Source organism: Pseudomaricurvus hydrocarbonicus, from assembly GCF_011602365.1.
GTDB lineage: Bacteria > Pseudomonadota > Gammaproteobacteria > Pseudomonadales > Cellvibrionaceae > Pseudomaricurvus > Pseudomaricurvus hydrocarbonicus.
In genome coordinates this window covers 54,423-78,982 of the sequence record NZ_JAAONZ010000024.1, presented here as the reverse complement: position 1 = coordinate 78,982, position 24,560 = coordinate 54,423, and the positions used below count along the sequence as shown (strand labels likewise).

Here is a 24,560-nt window from a genome sequence, read left to right as displayed (position 1 = left end):
AGAAGGCATGAACAACAAGATTAAAGTGATTAAAAGGATGGCGTATGGATACCGGGATAACGATTACTTCTTCCTGAAGATCAAAGCAGCGTTTCCCGGTAAAGTGCGATGAACCTTTTTTTTGCCCACGCTCTCAGCGCCCAGAGCCGCCCAGACACAAAAAAGCCGCCCGAAGGCGGCTTTTTCAACCAGCAACGGCACAGCAGCCTGTGCTGTGCCAGTCCCGATCAATCAAACGGGTGACGTAAAACGATGGTTTCATTGCGGTCCGGACCGGTTGAAACGATGTCCGCGGGCGCCCCCACCAAATCTTCCAGGCGCTTGATGTAAGCCTGGGCGTTAGCCGGCAGGTCATCCCACTTTTGCACACCAAAGGTAGAGTCGGTCCACCCCGGCATGGATTCGTACACAGGCTCCACCTCTTCCCAACCTTCAGCGTCAAAAGGCACGCCAACATCATTACCCACCACGTCCCGGTAACCGACGCAGATTTTCACCTCTTCGAGACCGTCCAGAACGTCCAGTTTGGTCAGACACAAACCGGAAATACTGTTGATGCGAATAGCGTGACGTACCGCTACGGCATCAAACCAGCCGGTGCGACGCTGGCGACCGGTGGTAGCGCCAAACTCATGACCTTTCTCACCCAGGTGCTGCCCCACTTTACAGGACAATTCCGTGGGGAACGGACCGCCGCCGACACGAGTGGTATAGGCCTTGGTGATGCCTAACACGTAATCCAGATACAGGGGACCAAAACCTGAACCGGTGGCCGTGCCGCCGGCCGTGGTATTTGAAGAGGTCACAAACGGGTAGGTACCGTGATCGATGTCCAGCAAAGAACCCTGCGCCCCTTCAAACATAATACTTTCGCCGCGCTCGCGGGCGCTGTGCAGCATATCCGTGACATCAGCCACCATGGGACGCAGCTGCTCAGCCCAGTCCAGCGCATCTTTCAACACCGTATCGTAATCAACCGCAGCCACTTTGTAGTACTCAGTCAACGCGAAGTTGTGGTACTCAAGTACGTCTTTCAGTTTCTCGGCAAAACGCTCAGCGTTCATCATGTCACCCAGACGCAGACCGCGACGGGCAACCTTATCTTCGTAGGCCGGACCAATACCACGACCGGTGGTACCGATCTTGGCATTGCCTCGGGCCAGCTCACGGGCCTGATCAAGGGCAACGTGATACGGCAGAATCAGCGGGCAAGCCGGGGACAGTCGCAGGCGTTCACGCACCGGAACCCCCGTCTCTTCCAGGCCCGCCATTTCTTTAATCAGCGCATCGGGGGCCAGTACCACACCGTTGCCAATCATGCAGGTCACCCCTTCGCGCAGGATCCCGGAAGGAATCAGATGCAGAACGGTCTTCTTCCCATCGATTACCAGCGTATGGCCGGCATTGTGGCCACCCTGAAAGCGTGCCACCAGTGAAACCTGATCGGTCAGCAGGTCAACGATTTTACCTTTGCCTTCGTCACCCCATTGGGTGCCCAGCACAACGACGTTTTTGCCCATTACTCAAATAACTCTTTAGAGGATTTACAATTTAGAGGGATCTGACACGGTACTCGCCCGCTTCAAACACCAGTTGACGATCACAGTCAGCGTTTACATCCTCAACGCTCTGACCTTCAAAACCACAGACAACAATTTCTCCCTCACCACGCAAACGGTTTACCACCGTCCACTGGGCGCCATCATCGGTCGCCGGCGCGAAGATCGCACCGTCCTTTTGAGAGGTTGTTTTCACCAATCCATCAATGGCGGTGATATCCACATTAAACCCGGTCGCAGAGCGCGCATTACCAAACACTTCGCCGACATGATCATAGCGACCCCCATTGGCTATGGCGGCGCCGTAGCCGGGCGCAAAGGCGGCAAAGACCACCCCGGTGTGATAGTTGTAGCCGCGCAACTCACTCAAATCAAAATACAACCGGGCCTGGGGGAAGCGCACTTCCAGCACGTCCGCGATGGCCTCCAGCGTATCCAGTGCCGCCAACACCGTGGCGGGTGCCTGCGCCAGGCGAACCCGAGCCTCAGCCAGAATCGAGCGACTGCCGGCTAACGTCGGCAGAGCTTTTAGCATAGCTGCCAGCTCCGACGATTCAACGTTACGGTCCACCCAGGCATTAATGTCGGCGGTGGCCTTGCTTTGCAGCAAGTCAAAAAAGTCCTGCTCCTGGGCGCGGTCCAGGCCGGCTTCGGCCGCCAGCAAGCGGTAAACCTCAACATGGCCAAGATCAATATTGAGCTGCTGCAAGCCACACTCTTCCAGCGACGCCAGCAGCAGAGAAATCACTTCGATATCGGCGTGAATGCTGGCCTCGCCATAGAGCTCGACGCCCGCCTGGATCGGCGAACGGGTGCCGAGGGGGGATTTGGGTTTGGTGTAGAGAACATGCCCGGCATAGCACAACCGGTTCGGCCCCCGACGCTTTAGACTGTGAGCATCAATACGGGCCGCTTGCGGGCTGATATCGGCGCGAATGCCCATGGTACGACCGGTCAGCTGATCGGTAACCTTAAAGGTCATCAGGTCGATATCGCGCCCCAGGCCAATCAATAAGGACTCGGTGTATTCAATCAGAGGCGGGATCACCAGCTCGTAGCCCCAGTGGCGATACAAGTCGATCAGCCGACGCCGCAAGGACTCGATGCGCTCCGCCTTCTCGGGAAGGATGTCTTCGACGCCATCAGGCAATAACCAACGATCTGCGTAGGTCATGTTCGATTGTGATCCTCTTAGCTAGTTTCTAAAACAACAAATAACACGGAAGTGGCACAGAAAAAGCGTTTTCAGTTAATAAGGTATAGCAGACCGGCACCCAGCAGCATGCTGAAAAAGCCCATCATGCGCAGCTTTTGGTCACTCACCAACGCCAGGTTGGCGACCAATTGACGCCACCGCTGGGGGTACAGAAAAGGAATAATGCCCTCAAAAACCAGCATTAAACAGAAGGCTTTGCCCAGTTCTTCCCACATATTGATCCAGCTTGTCCCGCAAGGGAGCTTTTCAAACCTTAATTTCGCAATCTATCCATGCGCCCGACCATCTTCAGATGGCTTTGCGATAGCCCGCACTCAGGCGAGTGGCACAAAAAAACCGGGCCCATTGGGCCCGGCTGATGCATTCTACCACTGATGGTGGCCAGGGAACAATCGCAGGACAGGGTCGGAGTCAGCCAGTCCCCTGGATCCATTCCCCGCAACCACTGCCACCACCACCGGGGGCACGCCCCCAGCCACGGTTAGGGCTGCGCCTTCTTGCCCGTGCTGTCCTTCAGGTAGCGGAAGAAATCACTGTCCGGGTCGACCAGCATGATATCGCCTTTATTGCTAAAGGCATCTTTATAGGCCGTCAGGCTGCGCACAAAACTGTAAAACTCCGGGTTCTGGGTATAGGCAGCAGAGTAGATAGCGGCGGCCTTGGCATCGCCTTCACCACGCAGCAATTCTGCGTCGCGGTAGGCTTCCGCTTCCAGAATAGTGCGCTGGCGGTCGGCGTCGGCTTTAATCACTTCCGCCTGCTCTCTACCCTTGGAGCGATGTTCACGCGCTTCTCGCTGACGCTCGGTGTTCATTCGACTGTACACTGAGTCACTGACCTGATCCGGAAGATCAATACGCTTCACCCGCACGTCCACCAGCTCAATGCCGTAGCGCTCGCGAGTCAGTTTGTTCAGACTTTCGGTCAGGTTTTGCATCAGCTCGTCACGCTCACCGCTGACCACCTCTTGCAGCGAGCGCTCACCGAAACCGTTACGCAAGCCTTCGTTGATGCGCTGGTCCAGCACTCGCACCGCGGTAGCCTCTTCACCGTTGGTGGCGGTGTAGTAGGTGCTGACATCCTTAATGCGCCACTTGGCAAAAGAGTCGACGATCATGCCCTTTTTCTCAACGGTCAGAAAACGCTGAGGGCGTGCATCCAGGGTCAGGATACGACTGTCGAATTTGCGCACTTCGTGCATCAGTGGCAGCTTCACGTGCAGGCCAGGGGGAATATCCGCATTCACCACCTTACCGAACTTCAACAGCACACCGCGCTCAGTTTCATTGATCACATACAGGGTATTGGAAGCCACAAACACAATCAGCAACAGGCCAACGATCAGGCTAAAGACTTTATTGTTCATGATTAACGACCCTCCCGGCGACGTGTCGTCGTGGTAACGCTCTCGCGGCGCAATTGCTCAGCCACCTGATTGCTGATGTCACGGATCATGTCCGGAGTCACCTTGGCGGTACCTACCCGACCTCCTGAGGAGCCAACCATTTTATCCAATGGCAGGTACATCATGTTGTTGCCACCTTCCACATCAATCATCACTTTAGAGCTGTTCGCCATCACTTCCTGCATGGTTTCCAAATAAAGACGTTCGCGGGTAACCTGCGGCGCTTTCTGGTATTCCGCCAACAGTTGTTCAAAGCGTTTCGCTTCACCTTCCGCCTGAGCCACTTTCTGCTCACGGTAAGCGGTTGCCTCTTCGATCACACGCTGTGCGGCACCGCGCGCTTCCGGAATGATACCGTTAGCGTAGGTTTCCGCTTCGTTTTTCAGGCGCTCTTCATCTTCCCGGGCTTTGTTAACGTCATCAAAGGCCGCCTGAACTTCAGCCGGTGGCGTGGTTTCTTCCACGTTCACTTTATCCACTTCGATGCCGGTCTCGTAACTGTTCAGGTAATCCTGCAGCCGCGCCTGGATATCAACGGCGATCTGCTCACGGCCTTCCGTGAGGACTTCGTGCATTTCCGTCGAACCGACCACATGGCGCAGAGCGCTGTCGGTCGCCTGCGCCAGGCTGGCTTCCGGATCGCGAACCCGCAACACAAAACTCTGTGCATCGCCAATCCGGTACTGAACCGACAGGTTCACTTCGACAATGTTGAGATCCTGGGTAAGCATCTCACCGCGGGTGCTGTGTGAACGCACCTTGGTGACATTGACCTTGGTCACGCTGTCGATCAGTGGCGGGTTCCAATGCAGACCGGCGTCTTTCGTCTCAGAGTAAACGCCCAGGCGCAAAATCACAGCGCGTTCCTGTTCGTTGATCTGATAAATACCAAACAGTGCATAAATGACAACCACCGCTACCGCAATCAAGCCCAGAGCAGAAGAGCTTAAGCCCCCACCCTGGGGGCCGCCGCCACCGTTACCACCGCCAAAAATGCCGCCGAGTTTTTCCTGAAACTTTTTCAGCGCTTCATCCAAATCCGGAGGACCATCGTTTCCACGCTTGCCCCCCCATGGGTCTTGATTATTACCACCCGGTTCATTCCAGGCCATAGTAAATCTCCGTTTATTAATTCTGTTCAGCGTTGTGCCAAAATGTGAGTCGATTCTAGCAAAGCTGCTTCAATAATTGTGAACTGCTTTCAACTCAAGTCCGGTATTTAGCAAACTCTTTGATTTTACAGACAAATCTTTACTCTTGCCGACAACTTGACGCCTGCGGACCTCCGCCCCGGTGCCCCAAAAGCCCGTCTGACAACGAGCCTCAAGGCGATCAGCCGGCAGAATGAGACCGCCAGTTCAGGGCGTCAAAGGATAAATGCTCCTGACTGAGGATACGCAATAAATCCGACTTTTGTATGCTCACGGCCAATTCAATGCTGCCATCGCTGGTGTAGTGCTCATCCGTGACCGCATTGTGCTCGTACAATCTGGCGCGCAAGCGCGATTGGGACGGCTCCAGGTACAGGGTTTCCAGTACCCGCTCCTCGCCCAGCAACTCGGTGATCGCATCAAATAATAATTCGACCCCAGTGCCGGTTTGCGCCGACAACCACACGGCCAGCGGTTTGCCCTGATCATCGCGATCGACCCGCGGAGCAAAGCCATCCAGCAAATCAATTTTATTGTAGACACGCAACTGTGGCAGGTCAGCAGCGCCGATTTCTTTCAACACCTCTTCCACCTGCTCAATATTGCGAGCCCGCTCTTCCGCCGGCGCGTCAATCACATGCAGCAGCAAATCCGAGCTGGCGGCCTCTTCCAGAGTCGCTCGGAACGCCTCCACCAGGCGGTGAGGCAAATGGCTGATAAACCCCACGGTATCCGCCAGCACCGCTGAGCCGATACTCGGCAGCTGAATGCGGCGCATGGTGGGGTCCAGGGTGGCAAACAACTGATCCTGGGCATACACCCCCGCCTGGGTAATATGATTAAACAATGTCGACTTGCCGGCGTTGGTGTAGCCAACCAAAGACACCGTGGGCACATCGGCCCGGCGACGTGAACGCCGGCCCTGATCGCGCTGTTTGCGAACCTTCTCCAGGCGCTTTTCGATGGCCTTAATGCGGCCCCGCAATAAACGACGGTCCGTTTCGAGCTGGGTTTCACCCGGCCCCCGCAGACCAATACCGCCTTTCTGGCGTTCCAGGTGCGTCCAGCCGCGAATCAGGCGGGTCGACATATGACGCAACTGCGCCAACTCAACCTGCAGCTTACCCTCGTGGGTGCGGGCACGCTGGGCAAATATATCCAAAATCAGACCGGTGCGGTCAAGCACACGGCATTTGAGCTCTTGCTCTAGATTGCGCTCCTGGCTGGGTGATAAATTGTGATTGAAAATGACCAGCTCAGCGTCGTGCAATTGCACACACTGCTTCAATTCTTCCAGCTTACCCGTGCCGACAAAGTAGCGGGCATGGGGAGTAGAACGTTGACCGGAAATAAAATCGACCGGGTCACCACCTGCGGATAACACCAGTTCTTCAAATTCACGGGGATCATCGGGATCGGTATGTTGGGGAAACTCCAAATGAACCAGCACTGCCAGCTCACCGGAGTCAGGACGGTCAAAGAACAACGACGTACCTCAAAATTTTAGCCTTCGTCCTCTTCGCCTTCACCCTGAGGGTTCAGCATAGGCACACGTACAGCCCGCGAAGGAACAACAGTAGAAATTGCATGTTTGTACACCATCTGGCTGACGGTGTTTTTCAACAGTACGACAAACTGGTCAAAAGACTCAACTTGCCCCTGTAACTTAATGCCGTTAACAAGATAGATGGACACGGGGATGCGCTCTTTGCGCAATACGTTCAAATAAGGGTCTTGTAGACTATGCCCCTTTGACATAATGGTTCTCCTTTATGCTGACTAGCATGGTCAAGCTGCCGAAAATGTCCAATTGCGTCTAATTTCAATCGGGCGCGGCAAATAAATGTTAATAAAAAATGACTATAAAAACTGACTGTGTACCAAACAATCTTCAGTACAGCACTATTATAGGGTCGTTTGGGGTAAAAAGTTCAAAAATTCCTTGAGAAGATCGGATTTTTTGCGAATTTGACCGCCAGTGGTATCGGTATAGAGCCAATTGAGCTGATTCCACCCCCGCAGCCAGGTCAATTGCCGCTTGGCCAGCTGACGGGTGGCCGCCACACCGCGCTCAACCATCTCCTCGTAGCTGCTCTGCCCCGCCAGATAGTCCCACACCTGGCGGTAGCCCACGGCCCGGATGGCCGGCAAATCGGGGACGAGATCACCGCGATCATACAAGCGCTGGACTTCATCCAGAAAGCCCTGCTGCAACATCAGCTCAAAGCGCCGGGCGATTCGCTCGTGCAGCACCGCGCGGTCGTGAGGGGCAATCGCCACCTGCACCACCTGAAAACGCTGATGCAGATCCTGAGCCTGCCGATCCTGCTGCTGGCGCAACTCCGTCATGGTTCGACCCGAAACCCGGAACACTTCCAATGCCCGGCAGATACGCTGGGAGTGATTGGGGTGAATCGCGGCGGCCGTGTCAGGGTCGATCGCTTGCAGCTGTCGGTGAATGGCTGGCCAGCCCAACCGGTCGGCCTCGGCTTCGATGGCTGCCCTGACGGCCGGATCGGCAGCAGGCATGTCTGCAAAGCCTTCCAGCAACGCCTTGAAATACAGCATGGTGCCGCCCACCAGCAACGGAATGCGCCCCTGCGAGACAATGTCGTCGATCTCCCGCAGCGCATCCTCACGAAACTCTGCGGCGGAGTACGGGTCTCCCGGATCGCGAATGTCCAGCAAGCGGTGCGGTGCCAGCGCCTGCTCTTCAGCGCTGGGCTTGGCACTGCCAATATCCATCTGCCGATACACCAGAGCCGAATCCACACTGATCAGCTCCACCGGCAGCAGGTCACGCAAAGCGATGGCAAGATCGGTCTTGCCAGAGGCCGTCGGCCCCATCAGGAAAATCACCAGAGGCTTATGCATTGCCCACCCTCCCACACTTCGGCCACGAGCGCTTACTGACCACGTAAAAACAACTTATCCAGTTCGTCCAGGGTTTGCAGCGTCCAGGTCGGACGACCATGATTACACTGTCCACTGCGCTCGGTCGCTTCCATGTCCCGCAACAGGGCATTCATTTCCGGCAGCGTGAGTTTGCGATTGGCCCGCACCGAGCCGTGACAGGCCATGGTACCGAGAATTTCATTAATGTGATTGTCGATGCGCTTGCTCGACCCGTACTCCACCAGGTCAGACAGAACATCCCGCACCAGCTGCTCAATATTCGCCCGGTTCAAAATTACCGGCACCTGCCGAATCAACAGACTTTCGGGGCCGGCACGCTGCAATTCAAAGCCCAGAGAGCGGAACACCTCATCGTGCTGCTCCGCATAATCGGCTTCCTTCTGGCTGACGGCAATGGTTTCCGGCACCAGCAATGGCTGCGTTTGAATGCCCTGTTCGGCCACGGCCAACTTCATCCGCTCGTAGGTAATACGCTCGTGAGCCGCGTGGGTATCGACAATGATCAGGCCCTGTGCGTTTTCCGCCAGGATATAAATCCCTTTCAACTGGGCAATGGCATAGCCCAGCGGCGGAATGTCGGCATTGCTCTGCTCAAGCTCCGACAGGTTCGCGCCCGCATAAGCTGCCGGGGCCGGCCGGCCATAGAGCTGTTGATAAGCCGGCATCTGCTCCTGCACACCGGGCCCATTGTGAGCAAACCCGCCCGCTGCCTGGCCATGGGTTGCAGCACCGCTTGCTGGCATCTGGCTTTGGTCCCCTTGCGCAGCGCCAAACAACGACGGTCGGAATGACATATGCTCCTGCTGCTTAAACTCCCCCGCAGCGACACCGCTCACCTGAGTCGTCGGCTGCAGTGCCATCTCATGGGAAGCAGACTGCAGCTGATCTTTCGGGCGCACTTCTGCCAGCGCGTGATGCAAGCTGCGGAACAGGAAATCATGAACCATGCGACTGTCACGGAAGCGCACTTCGTGTTTGGTGGGGTGAACATTTACATCCACCGTGGCCGGATTCAACTCCAGGTACAATACAAACGCCGGGTGACGGCCATGAAACAACACATCCTGATAAGCCTGGCGCACCGCGTGGGTGACCAGCCGATCCTTAATCGCCCGACCATTCACATAAAAGTGTTGCAGATCCGCCTGACTGCGGGAAAACGTGGGCAGCGCCACCCACCCCCACAATTTCAAATCGCCGCGCTCAATATCAATGTGAACCGCATTTTCCATAAACGCCGGCCCGCACACCTGGGCCACACGCCGCTCCTGCTCGACCTGCGAATGCGCCGCACGCCAACTGTGAATCACCCGCCCGTTGTGGCGTAAATTAAAACTCACATCAAAACGCGACAGCGCCAGTTTTTTAATGTTGTCTTCTATGCGGTTGAATTCGGTTTTTTCGGTGCGCAGGAATTTACGTCGCGCCGGAGTATTAAAAAACAAGTCCCGCACTTCGACGGTGGTGCCCTGGGGATGCGCCGCGGGAGCCACCTCCGCCTGCATGTCTCGCCCCTCGGCCGTCGCACACCAGCCATTGCTCTCTTCGCCAGTATTGCTGGTCACGGTTAACCGGGACACGGAACTGATACTCGCCAAGGCTTCACCGCGAAACCCCAGGGTCGCGACCGCCTCCAGATCATCCAGCTGGTAAATTTTGCTGGTGGCGTGGCGGCTGAGTGCCAGCGGCAAATCGTCTTTCTCAATGCCACCACCGTTATCACGCACGCGCATTAATTTAATGCCACCATTTTCAATGTCCACATCCAATCGGGTGGAGCCCGCATCCAGGCTGTTTTCCAGCACTTCCTTGATCACCGATGCCGGACGCTCAACCACTTCACCGGCGGCAATCTGGTTCGCCAGTCGCGGGCTGAGTAATTTGATTTTTGACATAACTAAGAAACCTTTCGCGGCCTCACGGGGTAGGCCGGGAATTTAAATAGACCCGCTGAGTACTGTCCACATGAGTTAACACTAGCGCGGTTGAAACCATTGCCGCCCGAAAACCAGGGTGCCGGCAAACACGGAATAAAAACACGATCTTAAAACAGATCGTCAAGACGCCGGTATTTTAAGTTTTTTACCGATTTGAAGAGTACTGCTGCTCATACGATTCACTTTCTGAATATCGCTCACGGACACATCGTAGCGGCGAGCAATCTCACTGAGAGTATCACCCCGGGCAATCACATGTTCGGTGGCACTGCCGCTCGAAGACGGCTTGCCGCCATGTTTTACATAAGCCACATAACTGCCCGCCGGTGGTACCGAATAGAAATGCTCTTTAATCCCTTTAAAAATGGCCCGCGATAAACTTTGACGATAGCCGTGGGTATTCAACTTGCGGGCTTCATCCGGGTTGGAAATGAATCCGGTCTCCACCAGTATACTGGGCACATCCGGTGATTTCAGTACCGCAAAGCCCGCTTGTTCAACATGGTTTTTATGCAATCGCGCCACCGAGTCCATCGACTTCAAGACTCGATCGCCCACCTGCAAGCTGGTCCCCAGCGTGGCGGTCATCGACAGATCCACCAGCACACCGCGCAGCATTTCATCTTTATCGTCCAGACTGACGCTGCCAACACCACCGATCAAATCGGCATCGTTTTCCTGCTGCGCCAGAAAACGTGCCGTTTCAGAGGTGGCGCCCCGGCGGGACAGAGCAAACACCGAGGCGCCATTGGCTTTCGGTTTGGTGAACGCATCGGCATGGATCGAGACAAACAGGTCCGCGCGTTTTTCACGGGCAATGTCTCGGCGTTTGCTCAGCGGAATGTAATAATCCCCGGTGCGCACCAGCTCGGCACGGTAGCCGGGCTCGGCATCAATCATCGCCGCTAACTGCTTGCTGATGGCAAACACCACGTCCTTCTCACGCAGATGCGCTTTGCCGATTTTGGGACCCGACGCACCGGGATCTTCCCCGCCATGACCGGCGTCAATGGCAATCACAATATCGCGCTTGCCATGCTGAACGCTGACCACCTGCTCAAAGGTTTTTTCCACCGCTTTTTGCCGGTCAAACAAATCCACCACCAGGCGGTCACTTTTATCGCCGTGCCTGGGCAGGATAAAGCTCTTCGGCTTGATGTTTGCCGACAGGTCCAGCACCACCCGTAAATCCTTGCCGTTGCGCTGGGCACTGCGCACCTTCCGGATCGGAGAATCGTTCAGTGACAGTTCCGAGAAGTTCGCTTTCAAGCGGGCATTCTCCAGATCAATCACCAGCCGCGAGGGATTGCTGAGGCTGAACACCTTGTGTTCAACCGTGGCACTGAGATCAAACACCAGACGGGTGTGATCGGGTGCACGCCACATACGCACACTTTCCACCTCTGACACCGCGCTGGCCTCACCACTGAAGAGCACTGGCAACAGCATCAGAAAACAGAGAGATAATCTTTGCACCCATCGACTCGGAGGGTTCACCGCCATCATTGCCCAATTCATTCCTGTTTACAGCCAATCCTGTTTATTGTTGTTCGACTTACCGTCCATGCACTTTCAACTGTCGCAGCACCTTTCTGTCCTTTATACCTTGCGCTTGTCAGGCCCTTTGCGGTTGCCGGTCTCGCTGTTTGCTGTCCACACCTGCTAAGTATCGGCTATCGACTAACGTTACCGCCAATTGACGGCGGTTTAAAGCACTGTGTTTACTTTTCAAACACCAACGCGTCCACGAGGGACTGCCCCCTGGGAGTCTGTGCCAGCACGCTCAGGTGACGACCGGGAGGCTTCGCCGTCAGGGTCACGACCACATCCGCGACCGGCAAATAACCCTCCCCGCGACTGGGCCACTCCACCAGACACACACACTGGCCGGTAAAATAATCCCGGATTCCCATGTATTCCAGCTCTTCCGGATCGCCCAAGCGATACAGGTCAAAGTGATACACCGGCGTCGGCTCAAACTCATAGGGTTCAACCAGCGTATAGGTGGGGGACTTAACCGCGCCTGAATGACCAAACGCTCGCAACACCCCTCGGCTCAAGGTGGTTTTACCGGCACCGAGATCCCCCTGTAAAAACATAACCGCGCCGCCTTGCGCCGCCTGCCCGAGAGCCCGACCGGCGGCCACGGTGGCCGCTTCATCGCCCAGATAGCGTTCCAGTAACTGACGTTCAGAATTCACGTTCAAGCCTCTCCCTAGGCCATCTGGCTGTTCAGCAGCTGACGCAGATAGGGCATCAGGTCCGTCGCCAACAAGCCCCGCTGACCGTTTTCTTCAGCCGCCAAATCCGCCGCGGTGCCGTGCAAACACACCGCCAATTTGGTCGCGGAGCAGGGTTCAAGTCCTTGCGCCAACAGCCCACCGATAACGCCACTGAGCACATCGCCCATGCCGCCCGATGCCATGCCCGGATTGCCCACATTGGCCACGCTGAGGCTGCCGTCTGCTGCGGCAATGACGGTACCCGCCCCTTTCAATAGCACCGTACCGCCAAAACGGCTCTGCAATTGCTTGGCCGCCGCATACCGGTCTTTCTGCACCTCGCCTGTGGAGCACCCCAGCAAGCGAGCGGCTTCACCCGGATGCGGCGTCAGGATCCAGTTATCACGGTGGGTGGTATTGGCCAGCACACGGCCTTCGGCCAGCAGATTGAGGCCGTCGGCATCCAGCACCATCGGCAAGCCACTGGCGACCGCCTGCTGCAGCATCTGCTCAGACCAGGGCGTGCGCCCCAACCCCGGGCCCAACACCAGCACCGACGGCCGCTGTAGCAAAGGCTCCAGTGCCTGCCCCGAAGGCACCCCCAGTACCATCAGCTCTGGGCGCCGGGCAATGATGGCGGACACATGCTCCGGCTGGGTGGCCACACTGGTCAGGCCCGCCCCCATACGAGCAGAAGCCTCACCCGCCATCGCTGCCGCGCCGGCATATCCGATGTCGCCGCCAATCACCATCACATGGCCAAAATTCCCCTTGTGCGCGTCTTCGTCACGATCTGACAGCTGTTTCAACAGCTGGTTCAGTTGCAAACGCTCAACGCTGGCGGCCTGGGTCCGCAGCACCTCCACCGGCACGTCCAAATCGGCAAACAGCAGCTCTCCGGTCAGTGCGGGGCCTCTTGCGGTCAACAAGCCCTGTTTCAAGCCGATAAAACTTACCGTCACATCGGCTTTAACCGCCACACCCAGCTCGCGCCCGGTATCTGCGCACAAGCCCGACGGCAAATCCACCGCCAGCACCGGTGCCCCCGAATTGTTCAGCCACGCAATGGCCTGCTGAAAAGCACCGTGCACGTCACCTTTGAGGCCCGTGCCCAGCATGGCGTCCACCACCACCCCGCTGAAGCCCTGACTCTCCTGCAAAGGTTGCATGATGACACCTTCACGGCGGGCAAATTCGTAAGCGGTGCGGGCATCACCCTGCAACTTATCCGGATCCGCCACGTAGATGACGGTCACCGGGATTCGACGCTGGGCGGCGAGAGCGGCAATCACATAGCCATCGCCACCATTATTGCCGGCGCCACACAGAACGGTTATCTGCTCCGGCTCTGGCCAGCGTTCCAGCAAGGCCGTGAAGGCCGCGCGCCCGGCGCGTTTCATCAGGTGGATGCCGGCAATCCCGTGCTCCTCAATGGCACATCGATCCAGCTCCCGCACCTGCTCTGCACGGTAGAGATCCGCCGGTAAAATCCGGGAATAGGGAACGGTTACAGAAGAAGATGGCGCGTCTGACATGTAGTGCTCTCGAAATTGCGGTAAATGTGGGAGAATTATACACATTTACCAGACCCTTAGGCGTGTGCTCAGGGGTTGCTGACCCAATGAATTTTTAACCATGCCAGAGAATTCGCCAACGTACCCGCCCCAATTTCTCGACACCCTGGCCGCCGACATCAAACGGTGGGGCCGGGAGCTGGGTTTTCAACAGATCGGTATCACCGATGTCGATCTGCGCTCAGAAGAACCGCGCCTGAAAGAATGGCTGTCAAAAGGTTATCAAGGTGACATGACCTGGATGGGCGAACACGGCAACAAACGCTCGCGCCCGGAACAATTGCTGCCCGGCACCCAGCGGGTCATCTGCGCCCGACTGGATTACCTGCCCGCCGACACCGAGCAGATCCGGGTATTGAAAGACGCCGACAAAGCCTACGTCTCACGCTACGCCTTAGGGCGCGACTACCACAAGCTGATCCGCAAGCGACTGAGTCAGCTGGCCCAGCGCATCGAAGCTGCAGTGGCGCCGTTTATTCCGGCGGCCTGGCCCTCCGCTGACACGCCCTCCACGGCGAGCCGCGACGCAACCGAAACCAGCCTGAGCCTTCAGCAGCGCGCGTTTGTCGACAGTGCCCCGGTATTGGAGCGCCCCCTGGCCGCCAAAGCGGGACTCGGCTGGGTGGGAAAACACACCCTGTTGCTCAACAGTCAGGCCGGCAGCTGGTTTTTCCTCGGCGAGGTGTTCACCAGCGTGCCCCTGCCGCTGGACGAGAGCCTGGAAACCAACCGTTGCGGCGATTGCCAGGCCTGCCTGAAAGTCTGTCCCACGGATGCCTTCCCGCGCCCCTACCAGCTGGATGCACGGCGCTGTATTTCCTACCTCACCATTGAAAACAAGGGCGCGATTCCCACTGAGTTCCGCGAGCCTATGGGCAACCGGGTGTTTGGCTGTGACGATTGCCAGGCCATTTGTCCATGGAACAAGTACGCCGCCTTTTCCCGGGAAGACAGTTTTACGCCCCGGCACGCACTGGATCGCAGCGACCTGACCACCCTGTTTCAGTGGACCGAAGCCGAGTTCCTGAGCAACACCGAGGGCTCAGCCATTCGCCGTATCGGCTACGAGCGCTGGCTGCGCAATCTCGCCGTCGGCCTGGGCAACGCCCCCACCAGCGACTCGGTGGTCAGCGCTCTGCGGCAAAAACGGGATTACCCTTCGCCTCTGGTGCAAGAGCATGTAGAGTGGGCATTGCAGCAGCACGACAACCCCGGGCGCCGCCGGCGTCGTAAAATCAAAGCACGCCCGGAGCAGGACACCCCCAGCCGTTAACACCGTGCAGCCACTGATCGCCGTCACCACATTAACTGGTCACAACATCGCCTGAAGGAAACCGCCCCGCTTATGAGCACGCCACAAACCCCGACCTCCGCAACGCCTCATGTGCGCGAAGCCTTTGGCCTGCAGATCCTCAAAAACACGCACCCGGACATTCGACGCCTGAAACGCGAAGGCGGCGATGCCGCCCTGCACGGCAATAAATTCTGGAAAGCCACCTACCTGTTGATGGACTACCTGACGGAGTGCCCTCCGGATCCGGGCTGTCGCATTCTCGAACTGGGCTGTGGCTGGGGGCTCGGCGGCATCTATTGCGCCAAAGAGTTCGGCGCAGAGGTCATTGCCCTGGACGCTGACGACAGCGTCTTTCCGTACCTCGAGCACCACGCCGAACTCAACGGGGTCGAGATCGACACCGTGCAGATGCGCTTTGAAGACATCACCGTCGAGCAACTGGAACAGTTTGACATGATCATCGGCGCCGACATCTGTTTCTGGGACAGTCTGGTCAAGCCAGTACGGGAGCTGATTGGCCGAGCCATGGACGCCGGGGTCGAACGGGTCCTGCTCACCGATCCCGGCCGCCCCACCTACCGCCAGGTGGCCGAGCACTATGCCCACACGCTGGATGCGGTGTTCAGCGACTGGGATGTGCCCGAGCCCCACAACGCCTGGGGGCTGGTGCTGGACGTCTACAACACCTGAGCGTTAGCCGGCACCCGGCCGTTCAGTGCTTGAGATCGCCCCGCGGGTCGTCATCGGCTTAAGCTTATGGCTGGATAAACGTCGCCCGGTAGTGACGCAGCTCCTCAATGGAATCCTTGATATCTTCCAGCGCCAGATGCGCACCGGTTTTCTTTACACCGGCCAACACCTCAGGCTTCCAGCGGCGCGCCAGCTCCTTCAGCGTGCTGACGTCCAAATTGCGATAGTGGAAGTAGGCTTCCAATTTAGGCATGTAGCGCGCCAGAAAACGCCGATCCTGACAGATGGAATTGCCGCAAATGGGGGACTTCCCGGCGGGCACCCACTGCTGCAGGAACTCTATGGTGGCCTGCTCCGCCTGTTCGCTGCTGACCTCGCTGGCCAGCACCCGTGCCGTTAAACCCGACTTGCCATGCTGGCGGGTGTTCCACTCGTCCATGGCGTTCATGGTCGCCTCGGACTGGTGGATGGCATACACCGGACCTTCCGCCAGGATGTTCAACTCGGCGTCGGTGACGATCGTGGCAATCTCAATAATCACATCCGAATCCGGCAGCAGGCCCGTCATTTCCAGATCAATCCAGATCAGGCGATCGTCTTTGTTCTCTTCGGTTTTCTTCTTTTCACTGCTCATCATACTTAAATCCGCTACTTAAAATTTCTAAATCCACTACAATGCCCAAGGTTTTCGCATTCACCGGATCTCGGCCAACGTTATTCACCCTGCGCCACGATTCAGCACGGTGAGCGATGCGCACACCCCTATATATTAGTTTCTTACTATAACAGTTAACCAATGGTTATGACTTCATGAGCAAACGCAAACTGACCCGCCGCCAGAGCTGGCGCATCCAAAAAGTTCAGGATGAGCGCGCCGCGCGAGCCGCCAAGCGGGAAGTCAAAGCTCAGGAGAAAATCCAGGAAGGCGACCTGGGTCCCGAACAACACGGACTGGTCATTGCCCACTATGGCACGCAGGTGCTGGTGGAGGCCACCGATGGCGACAATCTGGGGCAGGTACAACGCTGCCACATGCGCGCCAACCTGGGGTCGCTGGTGACCGGCGATCAGGTGGTGTGGCGCAGTGGCGTTCCGCTGGGCGTCATTGTCGCGGTACTGCCACGACACTCCGAACTGAGCCGCCCGGACCCGTACGGCGATATGAAGACCGTGGCCGCCAACATTGACCGTATCGTGATTGTCATCGCGCCCTACCCGGAGCCTTACGGCAATCTCATTGACCGCTATCTGGTGGCGGCGGAATCCCTTGATATTCAGCCCATCATTCTGCTCAATAAAATCGATCGCATTGATGACACCAACCGCCAGCGGCTGGAGGAAATGCAAGCGCGCTACACCGCCCTTGGTTACGAGTGGCTCAACGCCTCCACCAAGACCGAAGCGGGCCTCAGCGAACTGATCGACTACCTGACCCACTACACCAGCGTGTTTGTCGGTCAGTCCGGCGTCGGTAAATCGTCACTGATTAATATGCTGCTGCCGGGCGAAAATCTCAAGGTCGGCGAACTGTCTGAGATCAGTCAGCAAGGTACCCACACCACGACCACCGCACACCTGTTTCATTTTCCCGCCGGGGGCCATTTGATCGACTCCCCGGGGATTCGCGAATTCGGACTGTGGCACATGGATGAACAAAGCCTGCTGGAAGGGTTTGTCGAATTCCGCCCCTTCCTGGGCCACTGCAAATTCCGCGATTGCGCGCATCAGACCGAGCCCGGCTGCGCCATTCAAAAAGCCCTGGAAGATGGCGACATCAGCCCGGTGCGCATGGCCAGCTTCCGCTACATCCTGTCCACCCTGGAGCAGGACGGACGCTGATCCTGGCGTCGTGGGAACCCCGTCAGCGACACCGACCCCAGCGCGGGTCAAATCGCTGACCAAACCACAGACCCAACACCTGACCCAACATCTGGAAAGGGCCACAACATCGGCACTATCCAGTACAATAGCCACCTATTAGCCCATGAACGGCGGTTGAGCGAATCTCAGCCCCACCCCTTCAGACTGTTGCCGGAGTCCTCTATGACATCCCCGCTTATGCCCTTACTCATCGAGCCCGAAGAGCTGCAGGCGCAACTCAATAACCCTGCCATTGACTCGGCCAAGTTGCTGGTCGTGGACCTGTGCAGTGAAGAGAGCTACCACCGTGGCCACATTCCCAGTGCCGTGCACGTGTCTCCCAAAGCGCTGGTGTGCGGACAGCCGCCGGCCCCCGGGCGCATTGCTGAGCTGCCGCAGCTGGAAGCCCTGTTTGAATCTCTGGGGCTGACCGCCGACACGCATGTGGTGGCCTACGATGATGAGGGCGGTGGCTGGGCCGGGCGCTTCATCTGGACGCTGGACGCCATTGGCCACCCCCATTACTCCTACCTCAACGGTGGCATTCAGGGCTGGCGCAGCGCCGCACTGCCTCAATCCACGGCGCAGGAAAGCCGCACGCCGGTGAAGCAACAGCTCAGCCTGGACCCCCAAGTGGTGATTGAAATTGCCGACATCCTGCCACTGCTGGGCCAACCCGGCTTTGCCGTGTGGGACGCCCGCGCACCACAAGAGTATCGCGGCGAGAAAGTGCTGGCCCAGAAAGGCGGTCACATACCCGGCGCCATTAATTGTGAGTGGACCAGCATGATGGACCCCAGCCGCGACCTGCGAATCCGCGAAGATGCCCTGGCACAACTGAACGCGCTGGGCTTAAACGATCAACAGCAGATCATCACCCACTGTCAAAGCCACCACCGCTCAGGGTTTACCTACCTGCTGGGCAAAATTCTCGGCTTTAACATCAAGGGCTATCACGGCTCCTGGTCGGAGTGGGGCAATCACCCGGACACACCGGTGGAGCGATAAGCGCGAGTGGCGAGTCACCCCAGGGTGCCCTCTCTGGCTGCGCCATTCACCTTGGGCGAGTGGCGAGTCATTTTCAGAGACTGTCGCCTGGCAATCCAGGTATCGCACTTATTAAACCTAAAAATTTACCTTAATGACAACAAGACCCCAACATGAAAGATAAACTCTTTATTGCTTTTCAGTACCTGGTACCCCAGCACGCCCTGTCGCGCATGGCCGGCTGGCTGGCCAACACCTCCATTGGCTGGATCAAAGACCCGTTTACCCGCTGGTTTGTCAATCGCTACGACATCAACATGAGCGAAGCGGTGGAGACCGACCCCTGTGCCTACGACACCTTCAACGATTTTTTTACCCGCGCACTCAAAGCCGAAGCCCGGCCCATTTGTGACGAAGAAAAGACCTTTGTGTGCCCGGCCGACGGAGCCATCAGCCAGATCGGCGACATCGAAAACGGCCGTATTTTTCAGGCCAAGGGCCAGAATTACAGCCTGCTGGAGCTGGTCGGAGGCGATGCGCAAACCGCCAAACCTTTTGAAGACGGCAAGTTTGCGGTGGTGTATTTGTCACCCCGCGACTATCACCGGGTGCACATGCCGCTGGCCGGCACCCTGAAAAGCATGACCCACGTGCCCGGAGACCTGTTTTCCGTGAATGACACCACCGCCGACAATGTACCGCGCCTGTTTGCCCGCAATGAACGCGCTGTGTGCATGTTCGACACCGAGGCCGGTCCCATGGCGGTGATTCTGGTGGGGGCCATGATTGTGGCCAGTATTGAGACGGTCTGGGCCGGCCAGGTAACCCCTGAGCCACGCACCATCCGCACCACCCATTACGATGGCAGCCAGACTTTCCGTTACCAGACGGGAGAAGAAATGGGGCGCTTCAAGCTGGGGTCAACCGCGATTGTGCTGTTTGGTAAAGACGCCATCGACTGGAGCGAAGATTTTGCCGCAGGCTCCGCCACCCTGATGGGTGAAAAGATGGGCTCGATACGCTAAACGAGTCACGGGCCCTGTCGGAAGGGCCCGTGACCGAAGAATGGCTTGTTGCTTAACGGCTGGCTCGCCACTCAACAACGTGGCTGATCGCGTCAAACGTTACTTTCGTTTGAGGAAGGAAAACAGACCTTTTACCTTGCCCACTCGCTCGTGTTGGGCCAGGTAAAGATCGCGGATGCGCTCAATGTCCACATCAAAACTGCCCGGCTCCAAATCCTGAGCAATTTCAATCTTGTCCACTTCGTGAAAACTCATCTTGCCGCTGTCCACCAGAGCCTGCTTGCGGCGGTCATCTTCGGCCAGATCCAGGGGAATCGGGGAGCTGAGCGGGTTTTTATAGGAGTCCAATACCACCACGACCTTGGGCTTGAGGCGGCGCTCAAAATTTTGCTCCACCACCACGGCCACTTCACCGGTGTTCAGCTCCACCAGGGTGCCGGTGGGATAAAGCCCGATGGCACGAATGAATTCCACCACCAATTCTTCCTGGAACTCCCTGTCCCGGTGCTCATAGAGTTTTGCCACCGCCTTGGAAGGCGACAGGGGAAAGCGTTCGCCACGGGGGTTCGTGGTTTCATCGTAATAGGTGACAATGCCGGCGATTTTACCCAGTAGGGGGATCTTGTCGTCGCGCAACTGCTGCGGAAAGCCACTGCCATTGACCCGCTCACAATGGTGTTTCACCACGGAAATCACGCGAGGCTCAACTCCCGGAGTTTTGCGCAGAATCGCGACCCCCTTCTCCACAAAGGTTTGGTATTCACGTTCTTCCGCCGGATTGCGGCTGGCTTTTTCCAACAGCACAGGAGCGATGGTGGCCTTACCCACGTCCTTGAGCAGTACGCCCATGGCCAGTACGTCCAGATCTTTTTTGGCCATGCCAATATGGCGCCCAAAAATAATGGCCCACACCGCCGACCGCACCGAGTGGCTGTAGGTGTGCTCATCCACTTCTTTGACCCGCGACAACCAGGTAAAAGCATCCGGGTTGCGCAACACACTGTCGACCATCTGGCCGGCAACGCGCTTGGTCTCCTGAGCGGGAACGGTGCCGCCGCTGCCCAGCTGCTGGATGACCTCACCCACCGACTTAAACACCGCCTGGTGCAGTTGACGGGCGTTGTTAACCTCCTCGCTGAGAGGCACTTTTTCGTTATAAACGTCACGGCGAATTTTAAGCGGGGCGACGTCAACTTTCGGCTTGTTGGTGCGGGGAGCCACCGAGCCCCTGGGACCCGCAGTGGCTTTGACCAGCGTTTTTAACTTGGCAGCGACCGAACCGGAGCCTTTGGAGACGTCAATATAGACGTGTTTGCAGTGTGCTTTCAGCTCGCGAATTTCTTCCGCTTCACGAATATAGAAGCCCTGCAATGGAAAAGGCGTTTGTGTCCACGGGCGATCCAGCCCCGAGACAAACATCCCCACCATCAGATCGTTTACATCTACTTTGACTTGTTTCACGCCCACTGCAACAACCCCGTCGCCCATGCGGTACTACTCCTGTTCTCCCACAACTTACCCACGTCGAGTATACAGTGAGTCCAATTCACCCCTAATCTACCCGTTCACAATTTAACCCATATGGTTAGCCCCCGAGAAAGCCATCACTCACCACATTAAGCTGAAACCACACCAAGTATAGCGATAATCCTCAAAAAACACATTTTCGCGCCATTGCAAAGCCGTTGGTCAACGACGGCCGCAGAGCACACCAGGCCACACCGCTAGAGCGGCTGTTGGCGGCCCGCCCCCCACTCAGCAAGCGGCACCCGCGGCCGAGCTGAAAACCCACGCTTGCCGACCTTGAGGCGTTGCTGGGGTCTCTCTCGCTAGCCCTGGTGATATTGCCCCGACAGCTCATGCACCGCCTCAAAAAAGGCACCGGCGTGGGCCGGATCCACTTCCGGCGTCACGCCGTGACCCAAATTAAAGACGTGCCCGGAGCCCGGGCCATAGCTCTTCAGGATGGTCGCCACCTCAGCGCGAATACGTTGCGGCTGCGCGTACAAAACCGCCGGGTCCATGTTGCCCTGTAACGCCACCTTGTTACCGACACGAGCCCGGGCGGAGCCGATATCCGTGGTCCAGTCCAGTCCCAGAGCGGTGGCACCGGAATCGGCCATAGATTCCAACCATTGACCGCCACCTTTGGTGAACAGAATCACCGGCACCTGACGCCCGTCATGCTCTTTAATCAAACCGTCGATGATGCGCTGCATCGGCTTCAGGGAAAACTCCTGATAGGCATTATGGCTCAACGCACCGCCCCAGGAATCAAAAATCTGTACCGCCTGCGCTCCAGCCAGAATCTGCTGGTTCAGGTAATCGGTAATAGACAGCACCAGCTTATCCAGCAAAACATGCAACACTTCGGGCTGATCGTACAGCATGGCTTTGGTGCGACGATAATCTTTCGAGGAACCCCCTTCCACCATGTAGGTTGCCAGAGTCCAGGGGCTGCCGGTAAAACCAATCAGGGGCACGCGGCCGTTCAGTTCGCGGCGGATGGTGGCTACCGCGTCCACCACATAAGTCAGGTCTTTGCGGGTATCGAGCACCGGCAGCGCCTCTATGTCAGCGGCCGTGCGGACGGTTTTTTTAAAGCGTGGCCCCTCCCCGGTTTCAAAATACAGCCCCAACCCCATGGCATCCGGGATGGTGAGAATGTCCGAGAACAGAATCGCCGCATCCAGCTGTGGGTAGCGGTCCAAAGGCTGCAAGGTGACCTCACAGGCGCGCTCCGGATTCATGCACAAACTCATGAAATCGCCAGCTTCCGCGCGGGTGGCGCGGTATTCCGGCAGGTAGCGCCCCGCCTGGCGCATCATCCATACAGGTGTCACGTCCACTGGTTGCTTCAACAATGCACGTAGGAAACGATCATTTTTTAATTCGGTCATGGAGCCTCTGCAAGCCGTTACTGCTAATTGAATAAGTTACTGCAAATTGAATAAGTTACCGCGAAGAGTTTCATACCTTACTGCGCAGCAAGAATGACGGCTCTTCAGAAATGCCGGCATTGTACGCGATTTGACCGGCCAAGTCTTATGGCGAAACCTATCCAGGTCTTAGGACCAAAACTATCCAGCCTTATGAGGTAACCTATGGCGATCATTAACCGCACCCTCAAAGCCCTCAGGCTGGCCGGGACGGCAGAGCCCGATAAAGCGCAGCCGCCTGGTTTCGCCCCCGGCTTGTGACCACGCACAAAAAACCCCGCACTTAGGCGGGGTTTTCAGGCGGTTGTTGTCGCTCAAGACGCGGGGCAATCACACCTCCAGATAATCCAGAATGCCTTCGGCGGCTTCTCGACCTTCCCAGATGGCGGTTACCACCAGATCTGAGCCGCGCACCATATCACCACCGGCAAACACCTTGGGATTGGACGTCTGAAATTTGAACGCCTGCTGCTCCGGGGCTTCGACACCCCCCCAGTCGTTGACATTGATGCTGTGATCCGCAAACCAGGCCTCAGGGCTCGGGCGGAAACCAAACGCGATCAACACCAAGTCCGCCGGTAAAATTTCCTCACTGCCCGGAATGGGTTCAGGACGACGGCGGCCATTTTCGTCCGCCTCACCCAGCTGTGTGGTCACCACCTTCACCCCTTCAACCTTGTCTTCGCCGACAATGGCGATAGGCTGACGGTTGAACAAAAACTCAACCCCTTCTTCACGCGCATTCGCCACTTCGCGCTTGGAGCCCGGCATGTTGTCCTCGTCACGGCGATAAGCACACGACACCGATTCAGCCTGCTGGCGAATGGAAGTGCGGTTACAGTCCATCGCGGTATCACCGCCACCGAGCACCACCACTTTTTTGCCTTCAACACTGATAAAGTCACTGGGGTTCTTTTCAAAGCCCAGGTTGCGGTTCACGCTGGAGACCAGGAACGGCAGCGCATCATAAACGCCCGGCAGATCCTCACCGGGGAAGCCGCCCTTCATGTAATTGTAAGTGCCCATGCCCATGAAAACGGCGTCATACTCACTGAGCAGCTCTTCCATGGAAACGTCTTTGCCGATCTCGGTATTGAGGCGAAACTCAATACCCATCTCGGTAAAAATTTCGCGGCGACGAACCAGCACCGACTTTTCCAGCTTGAATTCAGGAATACCAAACGTCAGCAGACCACCGATTTCCGGGTAGCGATCAAACACCACCGGCTTGACCCCATTGCGCACCAGGACATCCGCACACCCCAGCCCGGCAGGCCCGGCACCAATGACAGCAACCTTTTTATCGGTCCAGACCACCGAGGACATGTCTGGCTTCCAACCCATGGCAAACGCAGTATCGGTAATGTACTTTTCCGCATTGCCAATGGTCACCGCACCAAAGCCGTCATTTAGGGTACACGCACCCTCGCACAAGCGATCCTGTGGACACACCCGGCCGCACACTTCAGGCAGAGTATTGGTTTGATGACTTAACTCAGCAGCTTCAAAGATGTTGCCCTCGGAAATCAACTTCAACCAATTAGGAATAAAGTTGTGAACCGGACACTTCCATTCACAGTAAGGGTTACCACACTCAAGACAGCGATGAGACTGGTTAGCCACCTGCTCTTCACTGAATGGCTGATAAATTTCCACGAACTCGGTTTTACGAGTTTCGATTGCCTTTTTGTTGGGGTCCTGTCGACCCACATCCAAAAACTGAAAGTTATTGTGTAAGCGGTCAGCCATAAATTCTATCTCTAATTACGTTCGTTGCCGTTAAAC

The 24,560-nt window shown here is 57.0% G+C and carries 22 protein-coding genes; 6 read left to right on the top strand and 16 right to left on the bottom strand.

Annotation, left to right across the window (positions count from 1 at the left end):
* On the top strand, nt 1-112 hold a 112-nt coding region (locus G8770_RS21500; RefSeq protein ID WP_167191834.1), incomplete at its 5' end, for a transposase.
* Between the two features lie 115 nt (nt 113-227).
* On the opposite strand, the gene G8770_RS21495 is transcribed toward G8770_RS21500, so the two are convergent.
* The 12 genes from G8770_RS21495 to G8770_RS21440 all read right to left on the bottom strand — a co-directional run bounded on the left by G8770_RS21495 (nt 228) and on the right by G8770_RS21440 (nt 13,941).
* On the bottom strand, nt 228-1,520 hold the full coding sequence (locus tag G8770_RS21495) for an adenylosuccinate synthase (RefSeq protein WP_167191832.1): 1,293 nt from the start codon (nt 1,518-1,520) through the stop codon (nt 228-230).
* 31 nt (nt 1,521-1,551) lie between these two features.
* Nucleotides 1,552-2,733 (bottom strand): ATP phosphoribosyltransferase regulatory subunit, encoded by a 1,182-nt coding sequence (locus G8770_RS21490; RefSeq protein WP_167191829.1) that lies wholly within the window; start codon nt 2,731-2,733, stop codon nt 1,552-1,554.
* 71 nt (nt 2,734-2,804) lie between these two features.
* On the bottom strand, nt 2,805-2,990 hold the full coding sequence (locus G8770_RS21485) for a DUF2065 domain-containing protein (protein ID WP_167191827.1): 186 nt from the start codon (nt 2,988-2,990) through the stop codon (nt 2,805-2,807).
* Nucleotides 2,991-3,256: 266 nt separating this feature from the next.
* Complete coding sequence (hflC, locus tag G8770_RS21480) at nt 3,257-4,141, bottom strand: protease modulator HflC (protein ID WP_167191825.1); 885 nt, start codon at nt 4,139-4,141, stop codon at nt 3,257-3,259.
* 2 nt (nt 4,142-4,143) lie between these two features.
* The gene (hflK, locus tag G8770_RS21475; RefSeq protein WP_167191823.1) at nt 4,144-5,292 is read right to left on the bottom strand and encodes an FtsH protease activity modulator HflK; all 1,149 of its coding nucleotides are present in this window, start codon (nt 5,290-5,292) and stop codon (nt 4,144-4,146) included.
* A gap of 220 nt (nt 5,293-5,512) precedes the next feature.
* On the bottom strand, nt 5,513-6,817 hold the full coding sequence (gene hflX / locus G8770_RS21470) for a ribosome rescue GTPase HflX (RefSeq protein WP_167191821.1): 1,305 nt from the start codon (nt 6,815-6,817) through the stop codon (nt 5,513-5,515).
* A 17-nt stretch (nt 6,818-6,834) separates the two neighbouring features.
* The gene (gene hfq / locus G8770_RS21465) at nt 6,835-7,089 is read right to left on the bottom strand and encodes an RNA chaperone Hfq (protein WP_167191819.1); all 255 of its coding nucleotides are present in this window, start codon (nt 7,087-7,089) and stop codon (nt 6,835-6,837) included.
* Between the two features lie 147 nt (nt 7,090-7,236).
* Nucleotides 7,237-8,205 (bottom strand): tRNA (adenosine(37)-N6)-dimethylallyltransferase MiaA, encoded by a 969-nt coding sequence (gene miaA / locus G8770_RS21460; protein WP_167191817.1) that lies wholly within the window; start codon nt 8,203-8,205, stop codon nt 7,237-7,239.
* 32 nt (nt 8,206-8,237) lie between these two features.
* Nucleotides 8,238-10,142 carry a DNA mismatch repair endonuclease MutL gene (gene mutL, locus G8770_RS21455; protein ID WP_167191815.1) on the bottom strand — a complete coding sequence of 635 codons (1,905 nt, stop codon included), beginning with the start codon at nt 10,140-10,142 and terminating at the stop codon, nt 8,238-8,240.
* A 162-nt stretch (nt 10,143-10,304) separates the two neighbouring features.
* A complete protein-coding gene (locus G8770_RS21450) occupies nt 10,305-11,690 on the bottom strand; it encodes an N-acetylmuramoyl-L-alanine amidase (protein WP_167191848.1) in 1,386 nt (461 codons plus the stop codon).
* 215 nt (nt 11,691-11,905) lie between these two features.
* Entirely contained in the window at nt 11,906-12,385 is a 480-nt protein-coding gene (tsaE, locus tag G8770_RS21445) for a tRNA (adenosine(37)-N6)-threonylcarbamoyltransferase complex ATPase subunit type 1 TsaE (protein WP_341771186.1), read from the bottom strand.
* Nucleotides 12,386-12,399: 14 nt separating this feature from the next.
* Nucleotides 12,400-13,941, bottom strand: a complete 1,542-nt coding sequence (locus G8770_RS21440) for an NAD(P)H-hydrate dehydratase (protein ID WP_167191813.1) — start codon at nt 13,939-13,941, stop codon at nt 12,400-12,402.
* Between the two features lie 100 nt (nt 13,942-14,041).
* Between G8770_RS21440 and queG the strand changes: the two genes are divergently transcribed.
* Nucleotides 14,042-15,253 carry a tRNA epoxyqueuosine(34) reductase QueG gene (gene queG, locus G8770_RS21435; RefSeq protein ID WP_167191811.1) on the top strand — a complete coding sequence of 404 codons (1,212 nt, stop codon included), beginning with the start codon at nt 14,042-14,044 and terminating at the stop codon, nt 15,251-15,253.
* Between the two features lie 72 nt (nt 15,254-15,325).
* The gene (locus G8770_RS21430; RefSeq protein ID WP_167191809.1) at nt 15,326-15,964 is read left to right on the top strand and encodes a class I SAM-dependent methyltransferase; all 639 of its coding nucleotides are present in this window, start codon (nt 15,326-15,328) and stop codon (nt 15,962-15,964) included.
* Between the two features lie 64 nt (nt 15,965-16,028).
* Here G8770_RS21430 and orn read toward each other — a convergent pair whose 3' ends face one another.
* Entirely contained in the window at nt 16,029-16,601 is a 573-nt protein-coding gene (gene orn, locus G8770_RS21425) for an oligoribonuclease (protein WP_279537212.1), read from the bottom strand.
* A 173-nt stretch (nt 16,602-16,774) separates the two neighbouring features.
* On the opposite strand from orn, the gene rsgA reads away from it, so the two are divergent.
* From rsgA to asd, 3 genes are all read left to right on the top strand, one after another.
* On the top strand, nt 16,775-17,803 hold the full coding sequence (gene rsgA, locus G8770_RS21420; RefSeq protein WP_167191807.1) for a small ribosomal subunit biogenesis GTPase RsgA: 1,029 nt from the start codon (nt 16,775-16,777) through the stop codon (nt 17,801-17,803).
* A 204-nt stretch (nt 17,804-18,007) separates the two neighbouring features.
* On the top strand, nt 18,008-18,832 hold the full coding sequence (locus tag G8770_RS21415; RefSeq protein WP_167191805.1) for a rhodanese-like domain-containing protein: 825 nt from the start codon (nt 18,008-18,010) through the stop codon (nt 18,830-18,832).
* Nucleotides 18,833-18,984: 152 nt separating this feature from the next.
* The gene (gene asd / locus G8770_RS21410; RefSeq protein WP_167191803.1) at nt 18,985-19,836 is read left to right on the top strand and encodes an archaetidylserine decarboxylase; all 852 of its coding nucleotides are present in this window, start codon (nt 18,985-18,987) and stop codon (nt 19,834-19,836) included.
* A 99-nt stretch (nt 19,837-19,935) separates the two neighbouring features.
* On the opposite strand, the gene G8770_RS21405 is transcribed toward asd, so the two are convergent.
* The 3 genes from G8770_RS21405 to G8770_RS21395 form a co-directional block, all read right to left on the bottom strand.
* Nucleotides 19,936-21,303 carry a DUF3391 domain-containing protein gene (locus G8770_RS21405; RefSeq protein WP_167191842.1) on the bottom strand — a complete coding sequence of 456 codons (1,368 nt, stop codon included), beginning with the start codon at nt 21,301-21,303 and terminating at the stop codon, nt 19,936-19,938.
* Between the two features lie 362 nt (nt 21,304-21,665).
* Nucleotides 21,666-22,736, bottom strand: a complete 1,071-nt coding sequence (gene hemE, locus G8770_RS21400; RefSeq protein WP_167191801.1) for a uroporphyrinogen decarboxylase — start codon at nt 22,734-22,736, stop codon at nt 21,666-21,668.
* A gap of 369 nt (nt 22,737-23,105) precedes the next feature.
* Nucleotides 23,106-24,524: an FAD-dependent oxidoreductase gene (locus G8770_RS21395; RefSeq protein ID WP_167191799.1), complete on the bottom strand. Its 1,419-nt coding sequence runs from the start codon at nt 24,522-24,524 to the stop codon at nt 23,106-23,108.
* Nucleotides 24,525-24,560 lie beyond the last annotated feature (36 nt).

What these genes read in the sequence shown, in the direction of transcription:
- G8770_RS21415 (WP_167191805.1), top strand. Translation starts at nt 18,008, where the DNA reads ATGACATCCCCGCTTATGCCCTTACTCATCGAGCCCGAAGAGCTGCAG.
- queG (WP_167191811.1), top strand. Translation starts at nt 14,042, where the DNA reads ATGCCAGAGAATTCGCCAACGTACCCGCCCCAATTTCTCGACACCCTG.
- orn (WP_279537212.1), bottom strand. Translation starts at nt 16,601, where the DNA reads ATGATGAGCAGTGAAAAGAAGAAAACCGAAGAGAACAAAGACGATCGC.
- miaA (WP_167191817.1), bottom strand. Translation starts at nt 8,205, where the DNA reads ATGCATAAGCCTCTGGTGATTTTCCTGATGGGGCCGACGGCCTCTGGC.
- G8770_RS21495 (WP_167191832.1), bottom strand. Translation starts at nt 1,520, where the DNA reads ATGGGCAAAAACGTCGTTGTGCTGGGCACCCAATGGGGTGACGAAGGC.
- rsgA (WP_167191807.1), top strand. Translation starts at nt 16,775, where the DNA reads ATGAGCAAACGCAAACTGACCCGCCGCCAGAGCTGGCGCATCCAAAAA.
- mutL (WP_167191815.1), bottom strand. Translation starts at nt 10,142, where the DNA reads ATGTCAAAAATCAAATTACTCAGCCCGCGACTGGCGAACCAGATTGCC.
- G8770_RS21485 (WP_167191827.1), bottom strand. Translation starts at nt 2,990, where the DNA reads ATGTGGGAAGAACTGGGCAAAGCCTTCTGTTTAATGCTGGTTTTTGAG.
- G8770_RS21395 (WP_167191799.1), bottom strand. Translation starts at nt 24,524, where the DNA reads ATGGCTGACCGCTTACACAATAACTTTCAGTTTTTGGATGTGGGTCGA.
- G8770_RS21450 (WP_167191848.1), bottom strand. Translation starts at nt 11,690, where the DNA reads ATGATGGCGGTGAACCCTCCGAGTCGATGGGTGCAAAGATTATCTCTC.
- hemE (WP_167191801.1), bottom strand. Translation starts at nt 22,736, where the DNA reads ATGACCGAATTAAAAAATGATCGTTTCCTACGTGCATTGTTGAAGCAA.
- hflK (WP_167191823.1), bottom strand. Translation starts at nt 5,292, where the DNA reads ATGGCCTGGAATGAACCGGGTGGTAATAATCAAGACCCATGGGGGGGC.
- asd (WP_167191803.1), top strand. Translation starts at nt 18,985, where the DNA reads ATGAAAGATAAACTCTTTATTGCTTTTCAGTACCTGGTACCCCAGCAC.
- G8770_RS21440 (WP_167191813.1), bottom strand. Translation starts at nt 13,941, where the DNA reads ATGTCAGACGCGCCATCTTCTTCTGTAACCGTTCCCTATTCCCGGATT.
- hfq (WP_167191819.1), bottom strand. Translation starts at nt 7,089, where the DNA reads ATGTCAAAGGGGCATAGTCTACAAGACCCTTATTTGAACGTATTGCGC.
- hflC (WP_167191825.1), bottom strand. Translation starts at nt 4,141, where the DNA reads ATGAACAATAAAGTCTTTAGCCTGATCGTTGGCCTGTTGCTGATTGTG.
- G8770_RS21430 (WP_167191809.1), top strand. Translation starts at nt 15,326, where the DNA reads ATGAGCACGCCACAAACCCCGACCTCCGCAACGCCTCATGTGCGCGAA.
- G8770_RS21490 (WP_167191829.1), bottom strand. Translation starts at nt 2,733, where the DNA reads ATGACCTACGCAGATCGTTGGTTATTGCCTGATGGCGTCGAAGACATC.